This window comes from Peribacillus sp. P4_C12 (assembly GCF_056402095.1).
In genome coordinates this window covers 1-13,269 of the sequence record NZ_JBFUIB010000079.1, presented here as the reverse complement: position 1 = coordinate 13,269, position 13,269 = coordinate 1, and the positions used below count along the sequence as shown (strand labels likewise).

Below are 13,269 nucleotides of genomic sequence, written 5' to 3'. Positions count from 1 at the left end.
TATCAGTTGAAGGCGTCGGCCCTCCAAACTATCCTTATGCTCTGCTTTAAAAGCACCTAAGGCAATAGGCTGATTAGGATCGGCTACAGCTATAGGAATTATCTGAGATGTATCCACCCTGACTCCCAGGCCGGCATACGCTTGAGTTTGCAGATTGTAACCAACATTTGGATTTTCAATCAATGGTGTAATCCCTGCGTTAATCAAATCACTGGATTTGCCAATCCCTGATCGTTGAAGGATTACTGAGGAGGAAAATCCTGCCGAAACGATAATACCTTTTCGGGCAAACGTTTTATAAGAAACAYCGTCCTTGATATATTCAACTCCGATCGCAATCATCTGCCCTTTCTTTTTCTTAAATAAGATTTTGTTCACCGTTGTTTTAGCGAAAATGACCAACTTTCTCTTTCCAACTCCAAACTCATCTGGATGAAACTCGTTTCCCTGACTAACAATACTCTCATTTAAATATCCTGTTGCGGTCGAAGAACGGGTAGTGGTATTACCAACCTCCTTCTGGTTAAATTGGGATTTGTAAAAAGTACAGTCACGTACGCCTGTGTTATAGTCCTCAACAATGTCAATGTCCAATACTTTGGCTGTTGCATTTGTCAACGTTTGTATGAGCCCATTCGGAGGAATATGCTGTTGTCTAACAAATATTGGCCCCTTACTTCCCCTTTCGTTCGGGCTTTGTGTTTGTCCAGTATAGGTTTCATTTTCGATAAACAAAGGACGAATTTGGTTGTAGCTCCATTGGTCGTTATCAACAAGATCAGCCCATTCGTCATACAGCTCTCTACTCCCGCGGACAGAATACATATCGTTAACTTCTGAGCTTCCACCAATGGCCCGCCCATTAACCGTAATAAGCTGCCGTAGAATGGATGACTCTATTCTGGATAGAAGGTTAGAGGCAAACTTATTATCACTGGCCAAAATAATGGCATCTAAAATATTCGGGGTGCTTAACTGAGCAGTCATATTTGTTCCAGGCTCAAACACAAGTACGGAAGTTTTTCGGTCATCCGTTAATTTCTTAGCGACTACCCCACCTGCCGTTCCAGCTCCTATGACAATATAATCAAATATATTGAATTTATCAGCACCAGGTCTTATACCCATACGTATCTATCTCCTTTCATTAAATTAGTTTATGTTCATAGAAGTCCGAGGTAATGGGGTATAATCTATTTTTCATAAATTGTGTCTTATCGCACTATCCTGCTCCTTTAGCTCCATAAGAAAAAGAGCTGCCGAAGCAACTCCCTTATTGAAGTAAAGCATCCATTAGTTCATTAATATGTCTATCCCCATTCCACAAAACATTATAGTTAGTATGAACCAAAATATATAATCTCTTTTTTTAACAATGTAGTTTTCAATTCCTGTTAGAAGGATGATTATGCCTGCAATTAATCTTAAAATTCCAGAGTGAATATAATCTATACTGTCATAAGTTTGGAAATATAATATTATTGCAAATATTATCAATACCCATTGTATAAACAGAATAGGTTTATTTCTGTCATCCCAAAATTCTTTTCTCAAAAAAGAACGCATTATTTTATCTCCTCAATCTAAATCAAAGTCTACTCGTATTATAAACTGTAATAAACTAACCTTCCCCTTTAGTTCCATAAAAAAAAAGAGCTGTCAAAGCAACTCCCTTTATTGAAGTAAAGCACCTGTTAGCTAAGTACTGTTCTTCACAAACATCTAACTTCCCAGCGTCTCCAACTAAAATTAAGCAGTTATTTTTTGCGGAAATTTTTTACTTATTTTACTTAACCAAATAAATAAAACCACAATGATTAATATAACCGGGGCTAACTCTTTTGGGAAAAATAGCATTAGAGACAGCCCTACTAATAAAGGTGTCTTTAAAATAGCAATCGAAGCACTACTACCTACAACAGCTACAATAAAGAGCATATCTAGTTGTGGAAAAAAAGTCGCGATAGCGTAGCCTTGTAAAATGGAAGCAAATATAACTGGTAAAATACTCCCACCAATCCAACCTGACTTTAAACAAAACTCCATAAAAATCAGTTTTAAAACAGAACCCAAAATTAAAGTAGCAATCGAAAGTGTCGGTACTAAACTAGGTAAATCTCGCATAGAAAGCTGGCCGGAAAAAAGTAGATTAGGAGCGATTAAAGACATCATACCAATACCAATACCACCGATAACAGCACTTAAAATAATTTTATTGTTCAATTTAGAAAAGAATTTATTCATTGCTCTTTCCATTAGTTCATAAAGTTTACTAAAAAAAATACCAAACAATACAAAAGGAATAAAAAGAAACAATTCATCCAATCCCCAACTAGTTTCCCCTAACTTTGTCACAAAAGGGGGTTGTTCTGATATTTTAATTAAATACATAAAGGTCACCATACCGTTAACGATAAATAACATATATAATAATTTCTTAAATAAAAGCAGTTTTTTCTCTTGAGGAGCCCGATCAGGATCATAGGGAATAAGGTAGTTATGAGGTAAAGCTAATTTTTTTAGTCTAATTAACCAAGATTCCTTTTTCCATTCGTTGTAGGAAAAATAAAAGTAACGCATTTTATCTCCCTGCCATACCGATAACGAAATAACAGAACTTAATATGGCTGCTGCAGGACCTACACTTGCACCAAAGATTAAAATTAAAAAAGCAATTAAAAAATTGAGACATACATATGAATAGTCAATTCTTTGAGTTGTTTTTAATTCAACAATAGAATCAGAAGCTGTTTTAGGTAGATTCCCCCACTTATACCTGCTAACACCTACTAAAATACCACCAAAAATACATAAAAATAATGTATAAATGGAGGGTACTTTTAATTTATTGGATATGTCAGTCCATAAAAAATCTGTCAAGCCATTAACTAAAATTAAAAAAACAGAAGAAATAAAACCGATTATCCCACTTAGAATTAAGCCATAAACAAGTAATCTGATTATTTTAATATACTTCTCAGTCAAAATAAAATTCACCACTTTATATATATATTAAGACTCTCTCTTGTTGCATTAAGTAACTATATTCATTTGAAATACTAATAATTTTAATTATGTCGAAATAATTATACTAGACTTTACAATGAAAGGGTTACTTTAATGTGTTCTCTTTTCGGAGAGAACACATTAAATTTCAAGTGAAATAACACTTCAATTAGCAGCTTCATTGGAGTGCTATTTTTGTTTTATCTCATAAACTTATCTATTAGAAGTAATTTTGTTATTCAACTAGCCTGCCCGTGGGACATGATCTGAAAATTTTAGAGAAAGATATTGACATCCTATTAGCTGGTATCGTTTCATTAAGTAGCGTGTGCGTTAATGGATGTAAAATTCATACATAAGTTGTTTAGAATTTCATCATAATCAGTTTTTTTGCACCAGAACCCTTAATCTGATAGACACTGTAGTGATGAAAATAAGCTTGGTTTGGCGATAATTAATAAGAAAAAATCTATTATTAAGGGAGTACCTGTATGGTTAAATTGTTAATTGCTGATCGCGATCAAAATGAACGAACAGGGATTGGCTGGCTAGTTTCTTCGTTTTCGATTCCATTTGATCACATTCTATTAGCAGGCTCAGTATCTGAGGTATTTCATCTAATAGAGGCCGAAGTACCAGATGTTGTTTGCATTGAACTCGATATGATTCCAAAGGATGCGTGGGACAGCTTTAAGGAGCTGACCAAACGGTACATACAAAAGGTCATTGTCATGACGGCTGAAGCCACATTTGAACGTGCGCTTCAAGGCATCGAGCTTCATGCCTATGATCTATGGGTAAAACCTCAGTCGCCTGACCATATCAAACGAGTATTAACCCAGTGCTGCAAGGCCGTTTCAAAAACTGAGGAGAAACAAGAGCCATCGGCTCAAATTGAGGTTCCTTCCGTATCTTACAGTTCTCTATTCGTGCATCAAGAAACGTTAGGCGCCAATTTCCGATTAATGCTGATGCAGTTGGAAAATTCGAAGAAACAACCTATACTGCTATCTTTTTTACAAGAATATCCATTTAAGAACCGACCGGTTGTCTTGCCGCTAAGCGACATGATCGTTTCTGTTTTTTCATTCGATAACCAGCAGCCACAGCCACTTAAACAATTAAAGCACATAGGCAATCGGATTCTAACCGAATGGGAAGAGCAGTTTTCGGAGCCCATGTCACTAGTTTTATATGATACTAATGACCCGTTGCTTTCGTTAAATGAAAAATATCTTCATGCGAAGCAAGCGCTAGAAATTCGTTTTTTCAAAGGGTATCGGCAGCTTTCGGTCATTGAGGATAAGGTGAACTGGGTTATGATCGATCCGTTTTTAACCCCGTCTGAACAGCGCGAATGGATTGACATGCTGAACGAAGGTGACAGGGACAAAATTAAGCAGTGGATGTATAAAGAATTTTTGAATAAGGCAGATCCCTATCCCGAGCCAGGTTTATTGCGAACCCGGTTAACAAGCTTATTAGCCCAAGTCCGACGCTTCATGAAGTCATTTTACCTTGATGAAGGGATGCTTGAGAGACGTTATCATCAAGTATTTGAATCCATCCTATACAATCCGATTCTATATCGGATCGTCCAGGAGTTATTGCTGTTTTTATATGAAGTTCTTGATCGGGCAAATAACAATCAAGAAAACGCTCGTACAGATGTGATAGAGCAGGCCATCCGGTACATTGAGGAGAATTTTACTAACCCTAAGCTAAGGCTTGAGGACGTTGCGAACCAAGTAAACAGAAGCGCAGCGTATTTTAGCTCGCTCTTAACAAAAAAACAAGGAAGCTCGTTCCGACAGCTATTAACAAAGACACGGATAAACGAAGCGCAGCGTCTATTGATAGATACAAAACTCTCGATTCAAGATGTAGCAGATAAAACAGGATTTATAAATGCAAATTACTTTAGCAAAATTTTCAAGGAAAAAACCGGTACAACCCCTCGTTCATTTAGAAATCGTAAAAAAGTATAGAAATCTAAAATAATTATAGTTTTCAAATGTAAGCGTTTTACATTACACTTTAAATTCGAAAAAAATTAGAAAAATTCAAAAAATAGACGTCTGTTTTCAATCGCTTTCCTTCTCTAAACTAGAGAAGTAGGAAGTGTCCCAAAAATCAAATATTGAAAAGGGGAAAGACGCTTATGACCGAACAAAAATTTAAGATGGATGACGCTCCACTTAACAAGTTCCATATGAAAATTACAGCGCTTACTTTTGGCTCTAATTTCTCTGATGGGTATGCTCTTGGGATTATTGGAGTGGCTCTTACACTCCTTAGCCCACAAATGGAACTCAATTCGATGTGGGTAGGACTAATTGGAAGTTCTGCTTTGGTCGGGCTCTTTTTCGGTAGTCTAGTACTTGGAGGGTTATCTGACCGCATAGGCAGACAGAAAATATACCTGCTTAACTTCTTATTGGTCACTATAGCTTCGTTGCTGCAACTATTTGTGGATGGTCCCGTAGAGTTGTTAATTTTGCGGTTACTGATAGGGTTTGCTCTCGGAGGCGATTATGCAGTCGGATCGACTTTACTTGCCGAGTTCTCGCCTAGAAAGTATAGGGGGTTCTTACTGGCTTCTCTAAATGTGCTCTGGACGGTAGGTTACGTCTCTGCAACCATTGTCGGATATTATTTAGGACAAGCTGGTCCGGAATCATGGCGTTGGATGCTTGCTAGTGCTGCAATCCCTGCATTCATTGTGCTGATACTGCGAATCGGAACGCCTGAATCCCCACAATGGCTCATCAGCATGGGACGTATTGATGAAGCACGCCATATCGTAAAGAAGTATATCGGGCCGAATGCGGAAATCGACGAAACTGTTATGGAGACTCAAAATAAAAATGGCTTTCGTGCTCTTTTTAACAAAAAATTCCGGAAGCGAACAGCTTTTGGAAGTCTATTTTATGTCTGTATTGTCATTCCGTACTTTGCCATCTACACATTCCTACCGTCTATCTTAAATAGTATGGGTTTAGCAGAAAACTTCACTGTAGACTTGTGGTTAAACATATTCCTAATCTTGGGTTCGATTGCTGGTCTTTGGCTTATGGAGAAATTTTCTCGCAGAGGTTTCACGATTAGTACGTTTGCAATCCTGACCGTCTGCTTGCTTATGCTTAGCATTTTTCACGAACCTAAACTTTTAGTAATTCCGATTTTTCTGGCTTTTACTTTTATATTATCAGCAAATTCAAATCTTACGCTAACATATCCGGCCGAACTTTTCCCAACCGAAATTCGCGCATCTGGGATTGGTTTTGTGACAGCGTTCAGCCGAATTGGTTCTGCTATCGGGACATTCCTCCTGCCCCTTAGTATGAACACTATAGGGTTGGATGCCTCGATGATTGGAATGACGGCTATTCTGTTAATTGGAACTATCATTTCGATTGCCTGGGCACCGGAGACAAAGTCACTCTCTTTAAGTGAGGCAAGTAATCCTTTTAATGAAGCAAGTAATTCAAACTTAACCCCCTTGAACCATAAGAAGATTAATTGACATGAAAAAAGGAATACCTCTCCAATTCTCGAAAGAGAGGTCTCGTTGCGAAATTTTACTAATCCAAAGGCTTAAACATTATAAAAGTTAATGTTTTGTCAAGCTGCACAATATAGGAGATGAGTTTATTATGAAAACACTAGAAAAAGTAATGATAACTGAAGATGATTTTAGTATCGGGGATTTGATTTCAGTAGCAAGGCATCATGCCCCTTTGGAGCTGTCTATGAGTGTAAAGAAAAGGATTAGCCAAGGAAGGGATATAGTCGAGCGTTTTGTCGAGGAGGAGCGAGTCATATACGGAATTACGACCGGAGTAGGTGAGAATTCAAAAATAAAAATTTCAGCCTCTGATTCGAGAGAATTGCAAAAAAATATAATTATGAGTCACGCTTGCGGTATGGGCGATCCGTTGGAGAAGGAAATAGTAAGGGCAATTATGGTGATGATGATCAAAAATTTATCCCTTGGTTATTCTGGAGTAAGACTTGAAACGGTAGAGAGATTAGCAGAGATGGTGAATAAAGATGTCATACCATTCGTCCCTCGAGAAGGTTCCCTAGGTTACTTAAATCATCAGGCACATATCAGTTTGGTCCTTTTGGGGATGGGTGAGGCCTATAATCAGGGCGTACTAACAGATGGCGAGACGGCTTTGAAGAAGGCCGGAATCAAGCCAATCGAACTGCATGAAAAGGAAGGGCTTTCTTTGATTAATGGCACGGTAGATATGACTGCAATTGGCGCTCTAGCTGTTTATGATGCCATTAATGTTCTTAAGGCGGCAGACATTGTTTCGATAATCAGTTTTGAGGCGCTGAAAGGAACATACTATGCCTTTGATCCCAAAATTAGTCAAGTAAAACGTCATCCTGGACAAAAAAAGACAACTGATAATATTCATAAGCTGATAGAAAACAGTGAGATCACGGAAAAATATAAAGATTACCGCACACAAGATGCTCTTAGTATTAGGTCCATTCCACAAGTGCATGGAGCTTGTAAAGACGCTGTTGATTACGTTCGGACGATTGTGGAGAGAGAAATGAATTCAGCCTCAGATAATCCGTTGGTGTTTGATGATCAAGAGGGTGCAAGAGCGATATCCTCTTCCAATTGTCATGGAGAAGCGATAGCCTTAGCCATGGACTTTCTGGCAATCTCTCTATCTGAATTGGCCAATATTTCTGAACGAAGGATTTTTAGACTCGTCTCGCCTCAGTATAGCGAGCTGCCACCGTATTTAATCGAGCAAAGTGGGCTTAACTCGGGCTATATGATTCCGCAATATGTCGCGGCGTCATTGGTTTCTAATAATAAGGTTTATTCACATCCGTCGTCTGTGGATTCCATTCCGACAACCGGGGGACAGGAAGATCATGTAAGCATGGGGACATCTGCAGCTTTAAAGGCACTGAAAGTAATCGCCAATACTGAAAAAGTGATTGGGATCGAATGGATGTGCAGCTGCCAGGGGATTGAATTCCATCAGCCGTTACAGCCTGGAACAGGAACGGCTGCAGCCTGCGATTTGTTTAGAAAATATGTGCCTCGCCTTGAGCAGGACAGAATTTTATACAAAGACATGCGTACAGCTGCGGAACTGGTTCATTCAGCAGAAATTGTAAAGCATGTAGAAGCAAAAATCGGTCCTTTGCAGTAGCTTTGAAACAAAGTTTGATCAAACTAATATAAGAAACCTTGATAAATGAATAAATAGAAAGGGCATGTTTTGAAAAAAGATTAATCAAAACATGCCCTTATAATATTTAATTGGATCATTCTTTTATAAAAAAGATTGATTATTTTTGTGTTCCTTAATGAACTAACGCACCCGTTAGTTCATTAAAGCTAGTTTTTTATTTGTGATTATTTAATTTGCGAAGAAGTAAGCCGCAGTGTTGGAAGAACAAAAGAGGAAGAGGAATATATTTTCAATGAAGTTTTATCCCCAATGTTAGTAGGAGGATTTACAACAGTGACAATCGCTTCTGTTTTCATTGCAGGAATTGTTATGAGTACGCTTTAATCAAAGAAGTGGCCATCTAGAGGGTAATAAATAAGCTTGCAGGCCGAAAGTTCCAGAGTGATGGAACATTTGGTACAGTATTACCTTTTATATTTCTTAATATGCTGCGTTTTCTTGGCTACAACTATATGACAATGTTGATTAATTAAAAAATTTGATTGGAGGTAGAAGATATGAATAAGAAGGGTTTTTTGATAGCAGCCATCGCAATCATTTTATGGGGATCTTCATTTGCCGCTATTCGTGCAAGTTTACTTGGAGGTTATTCTGCAGGACATTTAGTACTCATTCGTTTTCTTATAGCTTCTGGAGTTTTTATCCTTTACGCTCTGTGGCCTAGCACCCAATTCCGGTTACCGAAAAAAGAGGATATTATTAGAATATTAATTCTTGGATGGATTGGTATAAGTGTCTATCAGTTAGGCGTAACATATGGAGAAGAAACAGTTTCAGCGGGTACTGCCGCTATGCTAATTGCATCAGCACCAGTTTTTACCGCGGTAATAGCTGTTCTAGTATTAAAGGAGCGTCTAAGTTTCTTTGGATGGGTTGGTTTAGTCATTGGGTTCCTTGGCATCTTTCTTATTACATTGGGAACTGCAGGTTCAACCTTTAACATCTCAAAAGGGGCCTTTTTAGTATTAATCGCCTCTGTTGCAACATCAGTTTTTTTTGTTTTTCAAAAACCGCTTTTGAATCGTTATACACCAATTGAGTTGACGGCTTATTTTACTTGGGCTGGTACCTTACCATTTTTCATATTCTTTCCAGGGCTCTTTCAAGGTATTCAAGAGGCTACAATGGTAGCAAATTTATCAGCATTATATATCGGTATTTTTCCAGGAGCCGTCGCTTATGTTACTTGGGCAATTGCTCTCTCATTAGGTAAAGCGAGTTCTGTTACCAGCATGATGTATATTGAACCAGTATTTGCTATTATCGTTGCCTGGATATGGCTTCAAGAACTGCCAAGTACTCTGTCCATAATTGGAGGAATTGTTGCTATTTCGAGTGTTGTTATTGTCAACGTGTTAGGTAGAAGGAGCAGTCCAGTGCTAGAAAAAAGTGCTTAGTGTAGGAAAATTAGCATTTTCTCTTCTAGAAAATGTCTTAGCGTATAATAATCCGCGAAATGTCGGCGCTACCCCAATAAGGGGTACCAGTGTCTCATATGACTTGTCTCAAAAGTCTTATCGTTGTTAAATCATTCATTTTTAACCCTATAAATAGCTTAGCGTTGTAAATCCGCATTTTCGGGACTGGACCCCTCCTTAACCATTCTGTAAATAGTAGCCCTGGGGACCCCTGTCATTTTCACAATATCATTAACGCTCATTCTGTTTGTTTCCCGGTTATTAAATAGCTTAACAGCTTGCCTTATTTTCTTTTCGTCTTGTCCTGGCCGTCCCATGTGCTTACCTTCTGTAGGGATTGATCAAAAGGTCCTCCTGAACCCCCATATTAGCGTAAATAAAAAGAATTCATTTTGAAAAAAATGATCAAAATGGATTTTTTTCTAGTGATCCTTAATGAACTAACGCATCCGTTAGTGACATAAGAAAAAGCTGCCGCAGCAACCTCCCTTATTRWAGTAAAGACCCGTTAGCTTAAAAACTTTCTCTAAATAAACGGTTTCCAATTAGGGTCTTTTATATCTTTCTCATTTGGCTTTCTTACAAACTCAATACAGCCTTYTTCGCATGCCCCAAACTTAGCGAAGTTTTTTTGTGCTTGGCTTAATGAAACTTCATTWGCCCCGCCTTCGTAATCAGGGTCTCGAAATTGAACACCGTCATCTTCCCAAAAGCATWTTTTGCAAATTGCATATGTATCGGTTGGTTCTTCATCTAATGTTTTATATCCACAGCAAGGACAAGTATATTTCATACAATCACCTCGATACTTTTTATGAATTTTACCATGCTTTCTTGTTCAACTAAACTGCCCCGTTAGTGCCATAAGAAAACGGCTGCCTCAGCAACCTGCCTTATTGAAGTAAAGCACCCATTAGTTTAAGTACAATTCTTCACAATCTGCTTCGTAAGTCAAAAAAGCAAAAGGCGATGCCCTAATTCAAGCATCGCAACCGTAAATTGAATAAACGTTTATACTCTTGATACCGAAATGATTCAAATACACTGTCTGAGGGATAATTTAAACTCATAAAAACTTTTTTTCAATTTCATTAAAAAAACCTTCGGATATTAGTTCAAAATCTTTCGCATACAATTTAATTTCATCTCCAACTTTATACTTTAAAACTGACTTAGCTGGTTCATACTTGATTGTTTTATCGGATCCCATTTTACTGTTGTTATTCATTATTGAATCACACAAAATTCTAACTTCATTCAATGGATTGCCATCCTTCTTTTCTAACCCCCTCATTCTATGTAAAAAATAATCGTTTAAGGCTAAAAGCATGTTATTAAAGAAGTTGGGTTCAAACATTTCAATTGCAGAATTAAGTTTCGTATTATCAGACCCACCTTGTTCTTTCGATGTTGTAACCAAGTCTTTATATGTTGAAAGCAATAAATTAATTTTTTCTCGGCATTCATCTATATATTGTTGAGAATAGTTTTTCACAGCAAGCATATTTTCCATCCCTTCAACGTTTATAATAAATATTTTACAACATTTCCCTTATGAACAATTATAACCCATTTTATGAAAACATATTGCTTTTCTGTTCCTTTAGTCGATTAAGGAAACGGAGAACTATCCTCGAAGGTAACGCACCATATAGTTTAAGTGAAATACTTCACAAATTATCTGGTATAGTGAAAATATTAAAAGGCTGTCTAGTATTTTCGACATTTGATATCGTAATTCCTTGAAGGGGTTACTTGTGAAGTAGCGAAAGCTTTAGACCTATTAGAATAAGGCTAGATTCGACATTACTTTCTCTCGAAACGCAAATGAACAAACTTCATCATCTTTAATAAATCTACAGCCCTCACCATTACACGAGTTCCACTTTCCCACTTCTTGCTTGCGGGTATACCTTTGAAGTACGATTCGCAGGATAATACCTTGATTTTTGACGACCAGCCTTCAAATACTTTTGGATTGTTGACATAGAAATACATTTTTGCGCCCTTGTTCCCCGTTTTTTCCACCGTACGATTTGAAGTCTTTAACGCAAATTTTGATTCCGCATCGAAGTACAACTCCCCGCCTGGAAAGCGAAGCCCCATTTCCTGAAATATTCCTTTGAGTTCACTCTCCTGAAAATAGTAGAAAACACCGGCAGATACAAAAAGTATGCCGTCTTCCTCATTAAAAATCACATCATCAAACCACGAAACATCAAAAAATGATTTGGCAACGCTGATATTCCTCGGAGAGTCTGCGATAAGAGTTTTGCGGAAAGCTATCGCATCTGGTAAATCAAGGTTGTACCAGTTAAGTGTGCCATTATCAACTCTTGAAAATGTAGTATCAAGTCCCGCGCCGATGTTTACAATAGTGGCCCGAGGATGTTTTTCTATAAAAGCTCGGATGGTATCGTCAACTTTTTTTGCTCGGACTATATAGCTTATGCCTCCGTACTCTCCAAATGTATTGGATATTTCAGTAAAATTAAAATCACAACCTGCAATGATCTCTATCGCTTCCTTGTCGTACAAAATTTCTGGATTCTTCTCACTGGCAGTGGCGCGTCCCCAAAGAGGTATTAGCATTGTACCTTGAACGGATTGTAAATTTAATGACATATTTATCTTTCCTCCTTATTTTAAGCTATCATTACGAATTCTTCATACAGAAGCGATTTCGCCGAATTAATTAATAGAAGGAATACTTGAGCCGATAATAACTCCTAGACTTATCATTGAAGGCACGCTCACGTTCAGTCATATATATCAATCCTCCATTTTTTTAAGCAGGTAATTCACTTTATGCAAAGCGTATTGAAGATCCAGTTGCTCTTCACTATCTAACTTGGATAGGTCATTGACGAAGTTCTGATAAATTTTCGTCCATTTTTCTTGTTGTGAAGTTTTTCCTTTCTCTGTTAACTCAATTACAAACGACCTCTTATCATTCTTATTTTGACTCTTAGTAATGTAACCCTGATCAAATAAGCGCTTAAGCAAGTCTGTCATTTGCTGTTTGGGTACATCTAGGCCTTCACTTATTTGTTTGATAGTCCGGGGATTATGATTCATAAATACGAATTCTAAGATTTGGTTCTGTAAATGCGTTAAGTTACTAGATTTTTGATTCATTCGCTGAAAACTCTTAAACAAATTAGGGATTAACTCGATATATTCTTTACTAACCTGTTGAATAGTCATTGATTACCTCCTAATATAGTAATGTATTATATACCAAATTGATTAATAAACAAACTTTTTTTCGTATTTAGTAAATAAATCATTTACTAAATGTTGATTTTTTTGTATAAAAAACTCATGAAAATACAACTGCACTTTTTGTCCAATAAAAAAGAACTGACTAATATCAGTTCACGAGTTCTTGTACACGTTAGCTCTAAAGGAAATTCAAAATCGTTTAACAACCGTTGTTTAGTATTATACTTCCTCAAAACAGTATTATTTATTGAAATCGTTCCTTATTAAACTAACTGCCCCTTTAGTTGCATAATCGAGTAGGGGGAAAATAAGTTTATTTTCGCCCCTCTCACAACACCGTACGTACGGTTCGCGTATACGGCGTTTCAATTTATATCACAGTGTGTACT

At 37.3% G+C, this 13,269-nt stretch carries 11 protein-coding genes and 1 pseudogene; 4 read left to right on the top strand and 8 right to left on the bottom strand.

Annotated elements, in window-relative coordinates; all coding sequences use genetic code 11:
- The 3 genes from AC1DUW_RS12915 to AC1DUW_RS12905 all read right to left on the bottom strand — a co-directional run.
- The coding region (locus tag AC1DUW_RS12915; protein ID WP_477642687.1) for a GMC family oxidoreductase N-terminal domain-containing protein at positions 1-1,128 on the bottom strand (1,128 nt) is incomplete at its 3' end.
- A 165-nt stretch (positions 1,129-1,293) separates the two neighbouring features.
- Positions 1,294-1,566, bottom strand: coding sequence for a hypothetical protein (locus tag AC1DUW_RS12910; protein WP_053347632.1), 273 nt, complete (start codon positions 1,564-1,566; stop codon positions 1,294-1,296).
- A gap of 183 nt (positions 1,567-1,749) precedes the next feature.
- A complete protein-coding gene (locus tag AC1DUW_RS12905; protein ID WP_477642686.1) occupies positions 1,750-2,985 on the bottom strand; it encodes a chloride channel protein in 1,236 nt (411 codons plus the stop codon).
- 512 nt (positions 2,986-3,497) lie between these two features.
- On the opposite strand from AC1DUW_RS12905, the gene AC1DUW_RS12900 reads away from it, so the two are divergent.
- The 4 genes from AC1DUW_RS12900 (at position 3,498) to AC1DUW_RS12885 (ending at position 9,634) form a co-directional block, all read left to right on the top strand.
- Positions 3,498-4,994: a helix-turn-helix domain-containing protein gene (locus AC1DUW_RS12900; RefSeq protein WP_053347634.1), complete on the top strand. Its 1,497-nt coding sequence runs from the start codon at positions 3,498-3,500 to the stop codon at positions 4,992-4,994.
- A gap of 173 nt (positions 4,995-5,167) precedes the next feature.
- Positions 5,168-6,532, top strand: coding sequence for an MFS transporter (locus AC1DUW_RS12895; RefSeq protein ID WP_053347635.1), 1,365 nt, complete (start codon positions 5,168-5,170; stop codon positions 6,530-6,532).
- A 130-nt stretch (positions 6,533-6,662) separates the two neighbouring features.
- A complete protein-coding gene (gene hutH / locus AC1DUW_RS12890) occupies positions 6,663-8,195 on the top strand; it encodes a histidine ammonia-lyase (protein WP_053347636.1) in 1,533 nt (510 codons plus the stop codon).
- 539 nt (positions 8,196-8,734) lie between these two features.
- Entirely contained in the window at positions 8,735-9,634 is a 900-nt protein-coding gene (locus AC1DUW_RS12885; protein ID WP_053347637.1) for a DMT family transporter, read from the top strand.
- Between the two features lie 158 nt (positions 9,635-9,792).
- On the opposite strand, the pseudogene AC1DUW_RS12880 reads toward AC1DUW_RS12885, so the two are convergent.
- The 5 genes and pseudogenes from AC1DUW_RS12880 to AC1DUW_RS12860 form a co-directional block, all read right to left on the bottom strand.
- Positions 9,793-9,981 (bottom strand): annotated as a pseudogene (locus AC1DUW_RS12880) (helix-turn-helix transcriptional regulator); the annotation flags it as partial.
- Between the two features lie 200 nt (positions 9,982-10,181).
- A complete protein-coding gene (locus AC1DUW_RS12875; protein ID WP_477642685.1) occupies positions 10,182-10,448 on the bottom strand; it encodes a CPCC family cysteine-rich protein in 267 nt (88 codons plus the stop codon).
- Between the two features lie 273 nt (positions 10,449-10,721).
- Complete coding sequence (locus AC1DUW_RS12870; protein ID WP_477642684.1) at positions 10,722-11,159, bottom strand: hypothetical protein; 438 nt, start codon at positions 11,157-11,159, stop codon at positions 10,722-10,724.
- Positions 11,160-11,461: 302 nt separating this feature from the next.
- Complete coding sequence (locus AC1DUW_RS12865) at positions 11,462-12,280, bottom strand: class I SAM-dependent methyltransferase (RefSeq protein WP_053347641.1); 819 nt, start codon at positions 12,278-12,280, stop codon at positions 11,462-11,464.
- A 147-nt stretch (positions 12,281-12,427) separates the two neighbouring features.
- The gene (locus AC1DUW_RS12860) at positions 12,428-12,862 is read right to left on the bottom strand and encodes a MarR family winged helix-turn-helix transcriptional regulator (RefSeq protein WP_053347642.1); all 435 of its coding nucleotides are present in this window, start codon (positions 12,860-12,862) and stop codon (positions 12,428-12,430) included.
- Between the last annotated feature and the right edge of the window lie 407 nt (positions 12,863-13,269).